The 17,189-nt window shown below is 44.3% G+C and carries 17 protein-coding genes and 1 other RNA gene; 11 read left to right on the top strand and 7 right to left on the bottom strand.

Annotated elements, in window-relative coordinates:
• The 3 genes from K1X61_04470 to ssrA all read left to right on the top strand — a co-directional run bounded on the left by K1X61_04470 (position 1) and on the right by ssrA (position 2,338).
• Positions 1-831, top strand: a complete 831-nt coding sequence (locus K1X61_04470; GenBank protein MBX7107884.1) for a hypothetical protein — start codon at positions 1-3, stop codon at positions 829-831.
• On the top strand, positions 832-1,842 hold the full coding sequence (locus tag K1X61_04465; GenBank protein ID MBX7107883.1) for a S41 family peptidase: 1,011 nt from the start codon (positions 832-834) through the stop codon (positions 1,840-1,842).
• Positions 1,843-1,967: 125 nt separating this feature from the next.
• Positions 1,968-2,338, top strand: a transfer-messenger RNA (tmRNA) gene (ssrA, locus tag K1X61_04460).
• 487 nt (positions 2,339-2,825) lie between these two features.
• On the opposite strand, the gene K1X61_04455 is transcribed toward ssrA, so the two are convergent.
• The 3 genes from K1X61_04455 to K1X61_04445 form a co-directional block, all read right to left on the bottom strand.
• The gene (locus tag K1X61_04455) at positions 2,826-4,811 is read right to left on the bottom strand and encodes a hypothetical protein (GenBank protein ID MBX7107882.1); all 1,986 of its coding nucleotides are present in this window, start codon (positions 4,809-4,811) and stop codon (positions 2,826-2,828) included.
• A gap of 184 nt (positions 4,812-4,995) precedes the next feature.
• Positions 4,996-5,451 (bottom strand): Hsp20/alpha crystallin family protein, encoded by a 456-nt coding sequence (locus K1X61_04450; protein MBX7107881.1) that lies wholly within the window; start codon positions 5,449-5,451, stop codon positions 4,996-4,998.
• A gap of 268 nt (positions 5,452-5,719) precedes the next feature.
• On the bottom strand, positions 5,720-6,166 hold the full coding sequence (locus K1X61_04445; GenBank protein MBX7107880.1) for a pyridoxamine 5'-phosphate oxidase family protein: 447 nt from the start codon (positions 6,164-6,166) through the stop codon (positions 5,720-5,722).
• A gap of 170 nt (positions 6,167-6,336) precedes the next feature.
• Here K1X61_04445 and K1X61_04440 point away from each other — a divergent pair, with 170 nt between their 5' ends.
• The 6 genes from K1X61_04440 to K1X61_04415 all read left to right on the top strand — a co-directional run bounded on the left by K1X61_04440 (position 6,337) and on the right by K1X61_04415 (position 13,004).
• Positions 6,337-7,131, top strand: a complete 795-nt coding sequence (locus K1X61_04440) for a CHAD domain-containing protein (GenBank protein ID MBX7107879.1) — start codon at positions 6,337-6,339, stop codon at positions 7,129-7,131.
• 84 nt (positions 7,132-7,215) lie between these two features.
• Entirely contained in the window at positions 7,216-8,505 is a 1,290-nt protein-coding gene (locus K1X61_04435) for a 4-hydroxybutyrate CoA-transferase (protein ID MBX7107878.1), read from the top strand.
• Between the two features lie 824 nt (positions 8,506-9,329).
• Positions 9,330-9,899 (top strand): hypothetical protein, encoded by a 570-nt coding sequence (locus K1X61_04430; protein ID MBX7107877.1) that lies wholly within the window; start codon positions 9,330-9,332, stop codon positions 9,897-9,899.
• A gap of 396 nt (positions 9,900-10,295) precedes the next feature.
• The gene (locus K1X61_04425) at positions 10,296-10,769 is read left to right on the top strand and encodes a DNA starvation/stationary phase protection protein (protein MBX7107876.1); all 474 of its coding nucleotides are present in this window, start codon (positions 10,296-10,298) and stop codon (positions 10,767-10,769) included.
• 318 nt (positions 10,770-11,087) lie between these two features.
• A complete protein-coding gene (locus K1X61_04420) occupies positions 11,088-11,930 on the top strand; it encodes a universal stress protein (GenBank protein MBX7107875.1) in 843 nt (280 codons plus the stop codon).
• 39 nt (positions 11,931-11,969) lie between these two features.
• Positions 11,970-13,004 (top strand): AI-2E family transporter, encoded by a 1,035-nt coding sequence (locus K1X61_04415; protein ID MBX7107874.1) that lies wholly within the window; start codon positions 11,970-11,972, stop codon positions 13,002-13,004.
• A gap of 187 nt (positions 13,005-13,191) precedes the next feature.
• Here K1X61_04415 and K1X61_04410 read toward each other — a convergent pair whose 3' ends face one another.
• Positions 13,192-13,893, bottom strand: a complete 702-nt coding sequence (locus K1X61_04410; GenBank protein ID MBX7107873.1) for an alpha/beta hydrolase — start codon at positions 13,891-13,893, stop codon at positions 13,192-13,194.
• A 191-nt stretch (positions 13,894-14,084) separates the two neighbouring features.
• Between K1X61_04410 and K1X61_04405 the strand changes: the two genes are divergently transcribed.
• Positions 14,085-14,504 (top strand): hypothetical protein, encoded by a 420-nt coding sequence (locus K1X61_04405; protein MBX7107872.1) that lies wholly within the window; start codon positions 14,085-14,087, stop codon positions 14,502-14,504.
• A 182-nt stretch (positions 14,505-14,686) separates the two neighbouring features.
• Positions 14,687-15,094: a hypothetical protein gene (locus tag K1X61_04400; GenBank protein ID MBX7107871.1), complete on the top strand. Its 408-nt coding sequence runs from the start codon at positions 14,687-14,689 to the stop codon at positions 15,092-15,094.
• Between the two features lie 133 nt (positions 15,095-15,227).
• Here K1X61_04400 and trxA read toward each other — a convergent pair whose 3' ends face one another.
• The 3 genes from trxA to K1X61_04385 all read right to left on the bottom strand — a co-directional run bounded on the left by trxA (position 15,228) and on the right by K1X61_04385 (position 17,144).
• Positions 15,228-15,524 (bottom strand): thioredoxin, encoded by a 297-nt coding sequence (gene trxA, locus K1X61_04395; protein ID MBX7107870.1) that lies wholly within the window; start codon positions 15,522-15,524, stop codon positions 15,228-15,230.
• Entirely contained in the window at positions 15,511-16,209 is a 699-nt protein-coding gene (locus K1X61_04390; protein ID MBX7107869.1) for a hypothetical protein, read from the bottom strand. The genes trxA and K1X61_04390 overlap by 14 nt, the downstream gene beginning before the upstream one ends.
• 101 nt (positions 16,210-16,310) lie before the next feature.
• Positions 16,311-17,144: a universal stress protein gene (locus K1X61_04385; GenBank protein MBX7107868.1), complete on the bottom strand. Its 834-nt coding sequence runs from the start codon at positions 17,142-17,144 to the stop codon at positions 16,311-16,313.
• Positions 17,145-17,189: the final 45 nt, after the last annotated feature.

Raw genomic sequence — 17,189 nt, 5'->3', positions numbered from 1 at the left:
ATGAATATCTGCCTTTTAAGCTTTATGGTCATTGTGTTTCCGGTAGCACTTTTTGCTCAGGACACTGCAAAGGCGAGCAATAAAGTGAGTCTTCAGTATGGATTACATCAGCTATCGCGGCAGGATGAGTTGTTTTCTCCGATGATTTATCAGGACGTTTCTTTTCAGAATATAGCGGCGCTGTATGCCAATGAGAATTCACGGAGATGGCATACTGCGGAAGTATTTTATTCAGGTTATGCGGCGCGCTGGCACGATGACTACACCTACCTGACCGGAGCGGAAGAGAAAGAACAAACAACAGCACCCACATTTATTACTGTAGCAGGCATGCGTTACAGCTATCTGAAGAAAATGAAAGTTACGGAGCAGGGAAGCTGGTCCGTGGGCGGTATTTCAGATAACCAGATTAATGCGGTTGACAACGTGTATGGAGCATTCAGCACTTTTGGTTATCTCGGTCAGTTTTCTTTGTCACCCATGGTAAGGAAACAGTTTATTGAAGGTAAGCATGAAGTGCTTGTTGATGCATTCATTCCCATATTAAGCTGGGTGTCGAGAAGTCCCTACGCATTAAATGATGATGAGTTCATAAAAAATAATGCAGATCATAATGGATTTAAGACCGTATTCAGGTATATAGGCGATGGAAACATACAGACTATAAACAGGCTTCAGAAATTAAATCTGGATGCAGATTACAGCTACCGTCTGTCAGACAAATGGCAGTTGGGTGTTGTTTACAGAATGGAGTTCTTGCGTAGTGCGAAACCGAAGCCGCTGATTGCGGTGCGGAATAATTTCAATGTAAAAATCAGTTTTGAATTTTAGATGAAAAGGATATTCTGTGTTGTTGCTGTCAGTCTCCTGTTCTGTTCCTGCGAAAAAGTTTTTTTCGGTCCGGAACCAGCCAATGAACCGGTTGCGGTTTTCAACCAATTCTGGAATGACTTCAACGAGTACTATGCCGTATTTGAGGAACGTGGTGTTGACTGGGATTCGATGTATCAGGTATATGCCCCACAGGTAGGTGATGGCACTACCGATGATGAACTTTTTGCAGTGCTGTCAGCCATGATTAAACCACTTGACGACGGGCATGTGAACCTGATTGCACCTGGCCGAAAGCAGTTTTCCAGCAATCATATCTACCGCGACTCAGTCGGATTTACTCTCTGGGATCTTGAGGTGATCAGGCAATCATATCTCGGGGGAACTGCTGAAGGTGCGGACAGCATCGGATACGTCTATGGATTGATTAATGGTGAAATTATCTATGTGTATTTTACTTACATCGCCGATAATTTGCCTGTGATGGATGACATCATTGCTCAATATCCTGCAGCTAAAGGTATGATCATAGATCTTCGTCATAGTTTCGGAGGCGATTTTACATGGGCATTTCAATACTTCGGACGCTTTACCGATCAGAGCAGATTGGTATTTCAGTCGGCAACGAAAAATGGTCCGGGTAAGGATGATTATGATGACTGGTATCCCTGGTACCTGGAACCTGCCGGTCATTACTTCAGCAAGCCATTGGTATTGCTGACAGACCGATACACCATCAGTGCCAGCGAGCGCACGGTGATGGCGCTAAAAGTGATACCCGGAGTTGTTCAAATTGGTGATACCACCAATGGTGCACATTCTACCATGATAGGACGGGAGTTGCAGAACAGCTGGTACTATACTTTAAGCCCGCAGAAGATACTTTTTGCAGATGGGAAATCCTATGAAGGCATCGGGATGATACCCGACATTGTGCTGTTCAACACAGTCAGCAATTTGGAGAATGGGATCGATGATCAGTTGGATAAGGCCATAGAAGTCCTTCAATAGTTGCAAACTGGAAGCCCGGTGTCGGAAGCAAGTAAGATGGTGTGCAACTTGCGTCTTAAGTCTTACTTCGAAAGTATTGTTTGCAAAAGCGTCTCATTCCAGGTAATTTGCACCATCAAACTACCGGGGCTGACCGGAATTGACAGCATCGTTCTTTGTAAGTAAGCATGTAGTGCATTGGGAGCCAAGCACTAAAATCTTTAACTCCCGACGCCATAACTGGCAACACTGATTACGCAATGGCTGCCTAAACCTCCAAGTAGGTTTCAGCCGTTTGTTCCCTGCGGATTGCGCCTGACAAGCTGCTACGGAACATCGAAAAGTCGGGCTGGTTTCGCTTTAGCTTCTTAAGTGAAATAAGATTCAAACAGAAGATAAGATGGATGGTTGGTTTGTTCTTCACCGGCCTTCATCCGACAATTAAGAAGAAATAAACATGTAGAAAGCTTGCGATGGCTTTGTCTGGACGAGGGTTCAAATCCCTCCAGCTCCACAAATACCCTGGTACTAAACCGTTTTTCCGGATGTACCGGGGTTTTTTTATGGGTATTGGTTCAAGTGCATTAATGGTCCAAAATAGTGGTGAGATGGTGCGTTTGCAATGAATGCTGCAGTGCTGCGTGTATTGCGGAAGGAACCACAGAACAATTATGTTTTTTAGCGTGATTAATTCATTTGCTGGATCCTGAGTGGTTACGATCTGTAATCACATGACTTACAGAATTCAGGCTTCCAGGTTAAACAAGCACCTATTTAAATCGAAAGCAAATAGAGAAGCTATTTTTCAAAATATTGAAAGGGGAGAAGACGGAGATGGTATAGATGATATGCCGGTCATTTTGAAATTACCCGTTGAAGCATCAGGCAATTGTCGCTTCTGATTCATGATTTCAATATAATACTACCTCAAAGAACCAGCGATCTGTATCGCTCTGATTGATTAAGCGGTACCTTATGGCAAAAGCAGGAAGCATCGCAGCCTACTACCGGATGATGGTCTTTTGTACAAGAACGATTTCATTAGTTATGAGCTGTACGACGTAGCTTCCCGTTGTCGGATTTCGCAATATCAAATGCTTACTGAAAAAGTCTGAATTGATAAAAAAATATTCCATTGCTACCGGTCTTCCATGCACATCATAAACCGATACCTGCGCTGTTTTGCCGGCCATGCCGCCAATCTGAATTTGCATATCACTATAACCGGGTAAGGTGAATATTTTCATCCATTCTTCATTCGTTTTACCAAGACCGGTAATACTGAAATATTCAACAGGGGAAATGGCAGTGCAGCCTGCACTGTCGGTAATGGTTACCGAATAGTAACCGTTTTGCGTAAAAATATATTGCTGATTGGTGGCACCGGTAACAGGTATTGTGTTCAGGTTCCACTGATAAGTTGTAGCGGGTGTGCTGATGAGCGTATCGCCTTGCTGTGTAATAACAGGAATGGTCGGCGTTGGATTTACGGTAACATATAGTACAGCCACCGAAGAATCACTCATGTTTGGCCCGTAAATAACGAGTGTTACGGAAAAGACGCCCGGATTGCTGTAACAAATATTAGCAGGATTTTGTAGTGAGGAATTGGAAGGTGCCCCACCTTCAAATGTCCAGTACCATGCGGCGGCATTCAACGACTGATCAGTAAAACTGATGCATTGTTTTTCGCATATTGCCATGGCAGAAGGATTGAAAGATGCAGTAAGCGATGGAATGTATCCGCTGCATTCGTTCATCAGTGTATCGCTAGTGCCTGTCGCTACGCTGCTGCTGAACGGAGAGGTGTTATTGTTTGCATCCGTTGCAGTCGCGACAATATATCCTCCGAAAATTCCTGCGGCAGACCAATTGCCGCTTGCATCAGCAACTGTGCTTGTGATATAATCGGCGCCCTGATTAGACGGTGTGCTTGTACATTGCGTAGGGTTGGTGTTCTGACTCTTAAAAACCTGGATCGTGGCATTGGGTGAAGCGGTACCTGTAATTGTTCCGGCATTCGCAGCGGTGATTACCGGCGCGGTCATGCCATTGTTGCCATTGTTGTCGAGTGCAATTGCTCCATAATCATTGCAGGTATAGCTGTTACCGCTTAAGAGGTTATTTGGCGAATTATTTTTTACTTCAATGCCCCAATATAAGTTACCGGCAATTTTGTTGAAGTCGGCAGCATTGGTTCCTCCCACGATATTGTATTGTGATCCATCTTCTATGTCAATCCCGCGATACTCATTACCCTGGCATTGGTTGCTGAGCGGCCCGATCACATTGCCTTTGATTTCATTATAGCTGCTGCCGCCGATCTGTATGCCGTTGTAACCGTTGCAGGATACATGGTTAAACAATACCTGGTGATGATCAGCGGAATTAATGAAATCAATGCCGTCGTAGTTATTGCCGGCGCAGTTCGTTCCGGTAGCATCCGTTCCGATCTTGTTATATGCAATTATGCCGTAATCGGCAGCATCTATGGATATGCCGTAATAATTGTTGTTGCTGATGATATTGCCTTTACCGGCAGCGCCGATAATGAAGTTGCCGGCATTGTTGCCATGTACATAAATTCCTCTTCCTGCAAAATGGATTATTGCAAGTCCGTAGAGTTCGCAACCGTTTGCCGTAATCTCAATGCCGTTACCGCTGCTGCTTCCTGTTCCGTCAAGCAATACAACCGGTGTTCCTGCATAGCCGGGAGCCGTGGTGGCGTCAAGGATGATCTGCTTATTCAACACCGGCAATAATGCGCCGGAGGAACTGATACTGATGCTTCCGGCAATGCTGAAATTTATAGTGTGTGGCCCGGCAGACTGGTTAGCCTGCGTGATACAATACCTTAATGTGCCGCTGTTTCCGCTGCCGGTATTGGTAGTAGCGAGGGAGTTCACATCAAAGATGGTAGCAAAGGCCGTTGCATGCAATAAAAAAATGAAGAAGCATACTGAAAATGACGTGGAAAGTAATTTGCTCATGAGTTGGAGGATGGCTGAATTTTAAAGATAGAAAATGAAATAGATTTATTGGATACCGGTCAGCCGGCGACGTGTGAACTTCTATCAATCAGGTGAGCCTCAACTCGCCAACTAAATAGCGGACACCTCCTGCATCAGTGCAGGAGGTGTCCGTTACCAAAAAAGTTGATGTCAGCATCAACACTCAGGAAACCTTGATTTCCTTTGGCGGTGCAGCGATGGTTACTTCTTTCTTCGGAAGCAACAGGCTCAGTACACCGTTTTCATATTTGGCATCCACTTTTTCCGGCAGGCAGTTTTCCGGCAGGCGGAAGGAACGGCTGAAAGAGTTATATGAAAATTCTTTACGCATATAGTTCTCTTTTTCCTCTTTGGTTTCCGTCTTCTTTTCGGCGCTGATCGTCAGCATGCCTTTTTCTTCTGTAATATGAAAATCCTTCTTCTCCAGGCCGGGAGCCGCCATTTCGATCTTGAAATCCTTTGCGTTTTCAATGATGTTAACAGATGGTATGCGATTGGACAGATCAAGATCGAAGAAATCATTGTCCAAATCCCACACTTTCGGGCTAAAGAAATTAGCCGTATCGAAGATGTTGCCTGTTAACGTTGGCAAGAATCCTCTTTTTGTGATAGCACCCATGGTATGTTGATTTAAAAGTTAATAAATAATTACTTTCCCAAAATTACATGGTGCATCAGCATGATAAAATGATGCAGATCAGTGATGCAAATGATTATTATCAACTTTAGCAGTATAACCGGAAAGATTGTCCTTGCCTTTTGGTGGCGATAAAAAAACTTTGGAAGACGTCAAAAGCGGAACAAATTTTATTTTCTGATAAATAGGTTGTTCTGCCAGGATCGGGGAGATGCTGACTGATTGCAGTCCAGACCACCTGTTTCCTTATTCACCTGCGCTGCTCAAACCGTCCTGATTTTTCCCTGATTTCAATTCTGAAGATAACCGACTTATAAGGCCCGGCATCGTTTTGATGAACATGACCTGTTGCAGGCATGCTTGTTTCACTGGCAATATCATGGTGCAAACGGTTCATTAGCATATTCAATCCCGTTTTCTCTTCATCATGATTCAATTCTTCAAATTTGCCCCATATAATGGCGGATTGCCAGTTAGCAGGGTTTTCCATCTTGTCAACTTCAAAACAGACAAACGGGTTGATGCGCATCATCTGGATTTTCCTTCCTTCTTTCGAATGAGCATATATGTATTTACCGTCGTATGCATAGGTTACCGGCACTACATAGGTGACACCATTTGCGCTGCATCCTATGCGGCCAATCAGTTGTTCGTTCAGCAACAATTCAATCTGATCAGGATTTAATTCGCCAAGCATATTACATTGTTTATAAGCTAATATACCGGTATCTGCGCGAATGTCAAATGATAAAATTCTGCCGGCTCCGGCCGGAGTGTCGTGCACTTTATGTAGCGCATTGCGTGGGTTTTGCCCGATGATTTTTTGCGATATCTTCGCTTACAGGCCGGTAAGACAGCAGTTATGTTATGACAGATCTGATACTCCATCTTGAAAATCTGCTTGCTGATATTGAAGCTCTGGACACGCTGCATGATTGCCATCCTGATAAGAAGGCAATTCATAGACTCCGGGTGCGCATTAAGATGCTGAAGGCGCTTGTTATCTTACTGAAATGGTATTTCCATGATCTTGATCCGGATGTGCTGCACGCAACTAAAAAGTTGTTTAAGCGAGCAGGCGTGGTCCGTGACTGGCAATTACTGGCTGAATTTGTACGGAGGTCAGGGGCAAATGAAAAAGTGCTGCAGGAACTGAAAAAATTATTGAGGGATAAAGAAGACAAAGCATATAAGCAGTATCAAAGCGCTTGCAGGAAATTAAAAAAGGATTCGGTGAAAAAAATTAAGTTTTTGTTAAAACCTTATATTGCCCGGATGAAAGAACAGCCGCAAGCATATTTTGAGAAGGCAGCATCAGATATCAGCGCACAATTGATGGAGAAGCAGATGCCGGATAAAAGCTTGCATAAAATCCGCAGGGAGGTGAAAATGCTATTGTACAACCTGAAATTATTTTATGATGAGGGTAGCTTACCTGATTACCTGCCTTTTCAGCATTTGTTCCTTTCTAAGGCAGATAAATTGCTTGGCAGCTGGCATGATGCAACGGTAGCAGAAGGTCTGCTTCAAAAGATATCGGCCTCGGATGAATTGACAAGGGCGGCAAAGGAAGCCGTCTTGCAAATAGTGGGAGCTGCTGCGGCGTCGGCAAATGCATCACGCTTAAAATTTAAGTATGATATTAATCAGTACCAAAAATGATGTATGTCATCACAGTCATTCAGCAATTGATTTGATTTTTGCACGGCAAAGTAAAAAAGTGAATTTTCGATAAATAAAACAGGTATGAAAGCTGACATCGTATATAAGGATCCGCAGGAAGCGCTGCAATTGATTAAGTCGGGAAACAGGGTGTTTATACAGGGAGGAGCCTGCACTCCCACCTTTATCATAAAGGAACTGGCAAAGAGGAAAAATGAATTAAGAGATGTGGAATTGGTATTTATCAGCCTGCTGGGTGATGTGATCTTTGACCAGCCTGAGTATGCTGATGCTTTTCACATCAATACCATGTTCGTAAGTGACCCTGTCAGAAAAGCCGTAAATGAAGGCAGGGGAGATTTTATCCCGGTTTTCCTCAGTGAGATACCGGAACTTTTTCGCCGCAATGTGCTCCCGCTTGATGTCGCTATCGTTCATGTTTCCCCGCCTGACAGCAAAGGATTTTGCTCCATGGGTGTTTCAGTGGATATTGCGCGCACTGCCGTTCATACTGCCAAGTATGTAATAGCGCAGATTAATCCGCAGATGCCACGCACGCATGGTGATGGTTTCATGCATGTGAACAGCTTTAATGCTATGGTCTGGGCGGATGAACCGCTACATGAAGTCAACTTCGGATCATTAATCAGCGAAGACGAGATGAAAATCGGTGCGCATGTATCTGACCTCGTTACGGACAGGGGCACGTTGCAGCTCGGTATCGGCACAATACCGGATGCTGTTTGCAGGTGTCTCCATAATCATAAGGATCTTGGAATACATACTGAAATGTTCAGCGACGGACTGATTGATCTTTGCGAAAAAGGCATTATTACCAACCGTTATAAGAATATTCATCCGCATAAGACCGTCGCCGGTTTTGCCTTAGGCACCAGGAAACTGTATGAATATGTGAGCGACAATCCGGATTTCGCCTTTCTCGATATTGACTACGTGAACGAACCTTCGGTGATTAAACGTAATGCCAGGGTGATGGCTATTAACAGTGCCATTGAGATTGATATCACCGGGCAGGTTTGTGCAGATAGCATCGGAACGTATCAGTACAGCGGTATTGGCGGGCAGATGGATTTTATGCGTGCCGCTTCTTTAAGTGAAGACGGCAAGCCGATTATTGCACTTACGAGCAGAACCAAGAAGGGCGTTCCGCGTATTGTGCCAATGCTGAATCCGGGCGCCGGTGTGGTTACTACGCGGGGCCATGTGCATTATGTGGTAACAGAATACGGAGTGGCTTCTCTATTTGGTCAGAACTTCCGGCAGCGTGCGAAAGCACTTATTAATATTGCGCATCCCGATGACCGTGAGCAACTCACCAAAGCATGCCACGAGCGATTTAAAATCTTTGTGTAGGAATGGTGAATTTATCAGCTCGTTGGAATCAGATTGATGTTCCTCTGCTGTTATCTCCTTTGGAAATAACAGGGACTTCAGTTTTTTATGATTAGAAGATATCTCAGTATATCCGGAGCCATCCTGTCGGGATTGATCGGGATCAGGATCTCTTCAATATATTGACAGATGCCGGAATACATTCGGCGCGATCGTATCGATTACCTGTTTTGAGATGGCTCCTGGTTAGTCATTGGATTATTGATTGCATGTAAGTTTTCCGGCATTCACCCGCAACCTGTCTGCGCAAAAGCGCACATTGTCCTTAACTTCTTTTATGCCACTTATGTATCCTGAATGTATGCTCCTAGTTCTCAGCTGCACTGAAATATGTCATGCTTTGCATTGATAAATGTCATAGTCATCATTAGCCTCCTTAGGGAAATTTGAGTGTAATCGCCGGCAAACGAAAATCAGGCATATACAGCCCTTTTTGAATGCAGGCAGTTTGAAAGGATTGCAATCAAAAATGCACCACTATGAAAATCAATAAGGAGTGGCACCTGAAAAACAAAATGCCCGATAATCCAACATTCATGGAAAGGGTTAGATGGCATTTGGCACATCATCAAAATTGTTCATGCCGTGACATACCGCCGAAGCTGGCGGAGGAAATGAAAAAAAGAGGCATAAAGTTTTAGTAGCTCTTTTAATAAACCTGGAGTCATACTGTCCTGATTAATCGGGATCAGGATCTCTTCAATATATTCACCGGCGCCGAAACGAATTCGGCATGACCGCATTGACCGCCTTTTTTGAGATAGCTGCTAATGATTGTTGCATTCATGAAAAGAGACTATCATTCGCTGATCGCACAAAGTGCGCTTATTGCATGCACCGGCTACCTGCTTTCCGGTCCTGCAGGATTTGTTGCAGTGCATTTTATTAAGCCACAGCCGGCATGGCATTCTTCAGCGATGTTTGCGGCCAACTATCACTTTGTTCAGGATATTCCTTACTACTTCGGCTTGTTACTCATTGGCGGCATGATGATGCTTTCGGCAGCGCATTACCTGCAGGTTCAGGAAGATCATGCACGTTCGAAAATTGCTGAACTGGTGTCCTTAATGTTCACGGTAGTTTTTGCCACATTGATCTTTTTCAATTACATCTGCCAGACAACTTTTGTGCGGCATCTTGCATTGCATTATAAACCGTCCGATGATGCAGTCATTGCTGCCTTCTCTATGTCCAATCCGATGTCGCTCAGTTGGGCTGTTGAAATGTGGGGTTATGGCTTCCTGGGTGTGGCCACCTGGCTGCTGGCGGAGTACTACCGTAACCGGAATGCACTAATACGGTATTTGCTGATCGGTAACGGAATAATGAGCGTCGCCGGCGTGTGCTTACCGTGACTGATAACAGCTGGGTGCTTACTAAAACGGGTTTGGCAGCATATCTTTTGTGGAATGCGCTGATGATAGTATTGATGATCCTCATCTTCCGGTATGCCCGGAAGCAGGTGCAACAAGGAAAAGTAGGCCGTTTAAACAACTCAAATTAAGTAAAGAGAATAGGGACGGAATAGATTGCAATAACGCCTAAAAGTTAACAAATTAATGGGCGAGCATAGTTTTCAAAATGATGATAGTGTCATCATCTTAAGTGCAATGTGAGCTTAAACCCGTAAATTGCTGTGTAATTTTTGAACAAATACCGGCCTGCTGCAATGCTTTTCCAGGAAAGCATCCGTTGCATATAAATGGCAATGCAGAATTTAGTTTATGTACATCTAAAAACATGAAAACAAAATGAAACCTAACATTGAAATCGCGGAAAAAAACCTGAAGGAAATAGCTACCATATTGAATAACCTCGTGGCTGACGAATATGTGCTCTACACCAAAACACGTAATGCCCACTGGAATATTGAAGGACCCGGATTTATGGAGCTTCACAAATTTTTCGAATCGCAGTATGATGCAATAGACCTTATCATTGATGAGGTGGCAGAACGCGTCAGATCATTGGGCCATTATTCCTTGGGATCGTTGAAGGATTTCCTGAGTATCACACACCTTACAGAAGAGCACAATGATTTCAGCAAGCAGAAACTGGTGATACAGTCACTGCTGAACGATCATGAAACGATCATAAGGTCGCTGCGGAAAAACATTCCTTTGGTAACAGATAAGTATAAAGATGCAGGCACCGGCGATTTTATAACCGGCATTATGGAGCAGCATGAGAAAATGAGCTGGATGCTAAGGGCTTACCTGGGCTAATGGTTAACATAGCACAGTAAAGCATAGCTTGTGGTTGACTAACACTGTAGCATTAACTGAAGGATCCATCTGTGTGAAACAGCTGACGTACAAGACAGTCAGTCAAAATTTAATATAATGGGTGACTGTTAACCGCAATTAAGCGCTATAGAATATCACCGGTAAACAGCTGCCTTCGTTTATTCCACAAACTTATTGGTGTTTAAAGGGAACAATTGACATCAGTCATCCTGATCATTGACGAAAATCATAGTTGAAATCAGCATCTTGATCTTTCTTCGGTGTCAGATTTTGACTGCATTTTAAATAAGCCGGCTTATGAAAACGATCCTGGTACCTACCGATTTTTCGGACAATGCTGTTAATGCGATGAAATATGCAATACGGCTGGCGGAAAAGCTGGACAGCAAAATGATTTTTTTTCATTCCACCCATATTCCGCTGAGGGTTGAATTGTTCGGCATTCCCTATAGTGATATGAGAAAACTGGAGCGGCAGGATGTTGTGAACAAGACAGCAATTTTGCAAAACATGCTGAATAAGCTTTACCGAGAAATGCGTTATCAGCCGGACAGCAAGAAGGTAAGACTCGTGGTGAAAAATGAAGTATTGATTGTTGAAGACATTATTCAGGCAGCGCAAAGCAGTAAGGCCGGACTGATTGTGATGGGAACACATGGAGCATCCGGCATCAATAAATTATTCGGAAGCACCACTTCATTGCTTATTTCAAAGTGTGAGATTCCTGTGCTGGCGATTCCGCCAAAGTACCAGTATAAAGAGATAAAAACGATGTTATACTTCTCTGATCTGAGGAATCCGGCAACGGAATTAAGCATGCTTGTTCCATTGGCCAAAGCCTATGGCGCAACCATCGATATCTTTAACCTGAGTTATAACCCGGAGGTGGATGAAGAGAAGCTGTTTAAGAAACTGAATGGTGTGGCAAAAGGAGTTAAGCTGGAACTGATACAGCTGAAAAGGAATCCCGGCGAGACTGTATTGCAGCAATTACGCGAGTTTCTCGATTACCGTAAACCCGACTGGGCTGTGATGTTCCCGGAGAAGAAGCGGTTTTTTGAATACATTTTTGAAGGAAGCAAAACCGAACGGCTTTCCTATAACCTGAAGGTTCCATTGCTCTCCGTTAAAAAGAGATAATTTGTGCCCGGGTCATAAATCAGGCCCTGGACTTTATTGATGTCAATTAAATTGAATCAAACGGCAAACTTCCTGGTTTGCGTAGTATCCGGAGGTGTTATTTTGTATTTCGGCAGCCCGCTGTTTATCCCGCTGAGTTTCGCCCTGCTTATCAGTTTTGCCGTTTACCCGGTTTGCAAAAAACTGGAGCAGAAGGGTTTTCCATCTATGCTGGCTATCATACTCTGCGTTTTAGTGGTAGTACTTCTTTTCGCAGCAATCATTGCGTTATTGCTGCAGCAGCTGTTGAGCTTTTCTGCGGAGTGGGTGTCGCTCAAAGGTAAACTGATGGAGAGTCTCACCTGGGGCAGGAACTACCTGCGAGAACACTACGGCATAACGGAAAAGCGGCAGGAAGAATGGCTGAAGAATATGTTGTTAGGCTCATCCGGTGGTGTACTGTCTTTTTTGAAGAGCCTTGCTTATGCTTCCGGTATTTCTGCCGTGTTACTGTTAATCATTCCTGTTTATTCAGTGCTGTTACTTTATTACCGGCGGCTGCTTGCCGAAGCGCTCTACAGTCTTTTTCCGGCTGACCGGAGACCGGTGATGAAAGAAATCCTGGAAGCCACCATTCATCAGTATCATAATTTTATCAAGGGTATGATCATTGTTTACGTCGCGGTGGGCTTGCTGAACAGTGCAGGGCTGATGTTGCTCGGTATTGATCATGCGCTGCTATTCGGATTTATTGCTTCCATCCTTACGTTCATTCCTTATATTGGCATTATTGCAGCGTCCCTGTTGCCAATAACTATTTCCTGGCTCACCTACAATTCCGCCTGGTATCCGATTGGTGTGGTTTTGATTTTTACCATTGTACAATACCTCGAAGCCAATATCATTTACCCCGTTGCCGTAGGCAACAGGCTGCACCTGAACACACTCATCATTTTCGTTGCTATCATTGCAGGTGGTATCATCTGGGGGGCTGCCGGAATGATTCTGTTTATTCCCTTCATCGCTATACTCAAACTATTCGCTGACCGTACTGCAGGTTGGGAAGCTATTTCAAAACTGCTGGGTGAAAAGTAACGGCAGGCAGATGGTTGCATTGTGGTAGTCCTGCGCAATGCCGCGCAATAAGCTGACGTAGCTGCAAGGGCAGGCTGCGACAGCTTAACATCAAAAGGTATCGACGCCAAAAATGTTTGGAATGTATAGCTGTAATAGTTACCTCTATCGCAGGCAGGGTAACGCTTCAAAGCGGACTGATCACTGCTCAACTGGCAAGAGAGTGGCTGAAGGGCGGATGCAAAGGCCTGGCCGTTTGTTTCGGCATTGGCAGGTATTTATTAAACCAGTCAATGGCGTACTGAGCAACCTCATCAAGTTTACCTTCCTCTTCAAAAAGATAGGATGCTTCTTTAATCACCTGCAATCTGCAGGTTCCCCGTATATAGCCCTTCGCCATTTCATTGATGGCAATCCCTTCTTTGTCTTTCTCCGCACACAGAAACAAAGAAGGTGTTTTTACCTGGTCTAAAATTTCTACTGCGGTATCAGGCCTTCCGTCGCGGCAAACAATGGCACTTACAAAACCCTGTAGCCTGGTGGAGGCCGTCAGCGCAACAGCTGCGCCTGAGCCGGATCCAAAATAACCTACCGGCAGTTTTCTGGTCGGGTTGATATTCAGTATGGCTTGCGTGATATCGCATACCCTGTCGGCGAGTTCATTGAGGTTGGTGCCTTTCAGGAAGAGGTCTTCCTCCACTTTTTCAAGGCTTACAAGCAGGGTGGCGATTCCATGATTATTGAAAACATCAGCCAGGTGACGGTTTCGCGGGCTGTGCCGGCTGCTGTTAATTCCATGGCAAAAAATCACAACACCTTTTGCCTGTTCCGGAATTACCAGGTTACCTTCCAGCAATGCCTTGCCTGCCCTGAAGGTTATCTCATTCTTATAAATGATTTTTGCGTTCATGGCTTAAAGATTTAAAACCAGCGTAAAATTAAATGGCGGGGTTAGGCCAATTGTATGACACTCCTTACACTGCACACTGATTTACATCATACCTGTTGATGCGGGAAACAAACAAAAGTCATATCAACTGCTAACGATTGTCATAAACAGCACATGCGCCCCAAAATAGTTTTGCCGGAAATTACTGTAATATGAAAACGAATAATAAGAACCTCAAATCCATGTTTGCAATCATTGCCTTACTCTTTGCAGTTAATGGCATGTTGAACGCTCAAACCCCAAACAATCTGAATTATGCACAGGCCGGTAGTACTGCGGGCATTGTCTATGTTTCTTCCGAAGAAGGTATAACATTGACACGGCAGGACGTAACAGTGGTGCCGAATCCATCCACAGGTCCTGTTACGGTTCGCTTTACCGCCACCACCGCAGGCAAGGTAGCCATCACGGTCATGAACAGCAGCGGAGCACCGCTTTTTGGCATTGATGCAATCGCAAAAATCGGCAGTAACCAGGTGCCGCTTGATTTGTCGGCATTGGGAAGCGGAAGCTATTCTGTAGTTGTGTCGGGTGCCGGCGCTTATGGCAGGGTAGTGGCTGTAGTTAAATAAGTTTATCTTCCTGTACAAAAGGAAGTTAATGCTGATGACCGCTGTAATCAATTACAGCGGTCATTTTTTTATGATGATTACTCGTTGCCGGGCAATGCCAACGATTATCATAACAGGTTATAACAAAGATCATAAAACTGCATCGCGGCTGCCTGTAATTTTGGTGAAAACTAATCGCTGTCATGAAAATAATCGGAAGGAATTTACAGACGGTTGCAGCATTTGTTACATGGCTTTTGCTGGTCAGCGCAGGCAGTAGTTTGCCCGCGTTTAACAAGCACAATGGTCCTCCTGCAACTTCCAATATCCCCACAACGGAAACTGCTATGTCGATGCTAAGAGCCGATATCTCGGTTTATCCGAATCCTACACCAGGCCCGGCCACCATACGGCTTTATTCCGGTATGGATGGCGTTGTGGGTGTCACGGTAAAGAACAGTGCCGGTGCAACGATACTTTACTTCTCATCTGCTGTGAACAAAGGCAGCAACCTCATTCCTGTTGATCTCACACACTTTGGATATGGAACCTATACAATCCTGGTTGCCGGAGCGGGAATCAACGGAAAAGTAATGCTCGTTGTGAAGTAAGTACTGCTGCTGTCAGTATAGTGCCAGTTAACGGAATGCCGGAGGGAAGTGCCAAATTATTATCCCTGAGCATGTAAGTATATTTTTTGCAAAAAAGTAAATGCAACTGATCCTGATGCGCCGGGCAAGTGGTCTAAACCAGGCTTAAGATTTTATTTTTAAGCTCCTGGGGCGGGCACACACCAGAGCGGCGCCACACTTCTTTGCCATTTTTAAATATCAGGAGCGTAGGAATTGCCCTGATGCCATACTCGGCAGCAAGTGCCTGTGCTTTATCTACATCAATCTTGATGATAGTGGCCTGGTCCTGCACCGAAGATTTTACCTCCAGCAATATAGGCGCCATGGTCTTACAGGGGCCGCACCAGTCGGCATAAAAGTCAACCACCACCGGCTTGCTGCCGCTGATCAATTCATTAAAAGGTTGCATGTTCCGCTTTGAAAACCCTTGATTCGTGAAGAAATTTTTTCAATTGTTCCCTGCCGTTTTCAAAGTAGGAAGGGAAGGCCGCCATTCTCTTTTGCAGCTTGTGTATTTCATGGGAAAGGCTTCTTTTGCGCACCGTTTTTCCGTTGAGGGTTTCCTTAACCATCTTTTTTTCCAGCTCCACTGCTTTTGCTGTCATTCCCCTGATCTTATCTTTTGCCTCATTAAGAAATGCTTCGCATTTTTCAATACGCTTCAGCATATTTTTCTTCATCTCTCCTTTTCGCTGCAGCTCCAGTTGCTCCTGTAGTAATGGAATTTCTTTGAGAAAAGTTTCGAGTTTCTCTTTCCGTTCTTTTATTTCCTGTTGCATAGCCGACAGGTTGGATATGAATGTCTGTTGCCAGGGATGGTTTACGGATAGTTTTTCACTGCCGGGCGTTGCTTTGCGTTCCATCTTTGCCAGGCGTGTATAATAATCCGGAATCTCCCGCAGATGAGCAAGTGCTATTTTTCCTGTCATTACTTCATCATCATCGGTGATATTCGTTTCCGGATATTGCCTTCCATGCTCCATTTCTTTTTCAAGCCCCATCCTGAATTGTTCCATATCAATGGTGCTCCGGTCGGCATTTATTTTTGTGGCAATTTCATTTGCCTTTTCTATGGTGAATGATTGTGTTTTCATGATCTGATGTTTGAACGGTTACAATCAATGTATTCAGCCTGCTATTGTCATGATGCAATTGCCCGAATGGCTGTTTGTCATGGCGGTGTATTTTCCTGCCATTATTGGTGTGCAATGAATAATGGCACTTTAACTTCTGTTAAGATTTTATTGGAGATGCTGGAATGAAACATCCTCGATAACGCACTTCTGCCATAAGCACCCAGCACAACGAGTACATCATCTCCTGCATTTTTCAAGAACTGCTTGAGTTCTTCTTCGGGTTCGCCATTCAGCACCGTAAAGGTGAGATTCCTGAAATGCTGGTTGGCGAGGTCCTTAACATCCCTGTTTTGAGGAATGTGGTTGGAAGAAGAGTGATTCACGGTCACAATCTGTGTTGGCAGATTATCAAGTTGCGGGAAAAGGTAACTGAACATTTTCATGGCAAAAACGCTTGAGTCGCTTCCGTCATAGGCGATTACTACCTTGTTAATGTCCGGTTTCTTATCAGGAATAATCAGCACCGGGCACTTGGATTCTGCCAATAGATCCTTCAGGAAAAGGCTGGGCGAACGGTCTCCAATACGCATAAAGCTGGTCTTGTTATCGATAAGCAACAGGTCGGTAAAGGCGCTTTCTTTTAATAATTCGTGTAGGGGAACACCGCTGTCGAGGTGTATCTTGTGTTTGATGCCGCCAGCTTCGCACTGGCTCTTGAAAATCTTGATATTCTCATTGATCTTTGTGTTGTCTTCCTTTTCTATTTCCTGGAAGCCATAATAATATTGTGTCGGAATATCCCATGCATATGCATAGACGAATCTCGAATAGGAGAGGTCGTGAAGGAAAACGCCCACCAGTAAAGAATCAGTATTGTTTGCCAGTTCAATTCCAAAACTTGCAGTCTGCTCGGCATAATTGACACCATCAAACACAGCGAGGATCTTTTTCATGGCTTATCATTTTTAGTTACCTGATCAATATTCAAAAATATAAGA

Source organism: Chitinophagales bacterium (assembly GCA_019694975.1).
GTDB lineage: Bacteria > Bacteroidota > Bacteroidia > Chitinophagales > UBA10324 > JACCZZ01.
Note: the sequence above shows the minus strand (reverse complement) of the source record. Positions and strands in the feature narration are given on the sequence as shown.

Excerpts from the sequence above, each read along its gene's own strand:
- K1X61_04470 (MBX7107884.1), top strand. The coding sequence starts at position 1 with ATGAATATCTGCCTTTTAAGCTTTATGGTCATTGTGTTTCCGGTAGCA.
- K1X61_04465 (MBX7107883.1), top strand. The coding sequence starts at position 832 with ATGAAAAGGATATTCTGTGTTGTTGCTGTCAGTCTCCTGTTCTGTTCC.
- K1X61_04455 (MBX7107882.1), bottom strand. The coding sequence starts at position 4,811 with ATGAGCAAATTACTTTCCACGTCATTTTCAGTATGCTTCTTCATTTTT.
- K1X61_04450 (MBX7107881.1), bottom strand. The coding sequence starts at position 5,451 with ATGGGTGCTATCACAAAAAGAGGATTCTTGCCAACGTTAACAGGCAAC.
- K1X61_04445 (MBX7107880.1), bottom strand. The coding sequence starts at position 6,166 with ATGCTTGGCGAATTAAATCCTGATCAGATTGAATTGTTGCTGAACGAA.
- K1X61_04440 (MBX7107879.1), top strand. The coding sequence starts at position 6,337 with ATGACAGATCTGATACTCCATCTTGAAAATCTGCTTGCTGATATTGAA.
- K1X61_04435 (MBX7107878.1), top strand. The coding sequence starts at position 7,216 with ATGAAAGCTGACATCGTATATAAGGATCCGCAGGAAGCGCTGCAATTG.
- K1X61_04430 (MBX7107877.1), top strand. The coding sequence starts at position 9,330 with ATGAAAAGAGACTATCATTCGCTGATCGCACAAAGTGCGCTTATTGCA.
- K1X61_04425 (MBX7107876.1), top strand. The coding sequence starts at position 10,296 with ATGAAACCTAACATTGAAATCGCGGAAAAAAACCTGAAGGAAATAGCT.
- K1X61_04420 (MBX7107875.1), top strand. The coding sequence starts at position 11,088 with ATGAAAACGATCCTGGTACCTACCGATTTTTCGGACAATGCTGTTAAT.
- K1X61_04415 (MBX7107874.1), top strand. The coding sequence starts at position 11,970 with ATGTCAATTAAATTGAATCAAACGGCAAACTTCCTGGTTTGCGTAGTA.
- K1X61_04410 (MBX7107873.1), bottom strand. The coding sequence starts at position 13,893 with ATGAACGCAAAAATCATTTATAAGAATGAGATAACCTTCAGGGCAGGC.
- K1X61_04405 (MBX7107872.1), top strand. The coding sequence starts at position 14,085 with ATGAAAACGAATAATAAGAACCTCAAATCCATGTTTGCAATCATTGCC.
- K1X61_04400 (MBX7107871.1), top strand. The coding sequence starts at position 14,687 with ATGAAAATAATCGGAAGGAATTTACAGACGGTTGCAGCATTTGTTACA.
- trxA (MBX7107870.1), bottom strand. The coding sequence starts at position 15,524 with ATGCAACCTTTTAATGAATTGATCAGCGGCAGCAAGCCGGTGGTGGTT.
- K1X61_04390 (MBX7107869.1), bottom strand. The coding sequence starts at position 16,209 with ATGAAAACACAATCATTCACCATAGAAAAGGCAAATGAAATTGCCACA.
- K1X61_04385 (MBX7107868.1), bottom strand. The coding sequence starts at position 17,144 with ATGAAAAAGATCCTCGCTGTGTTTGATGGTGTCAATTATGCCGAGCAG.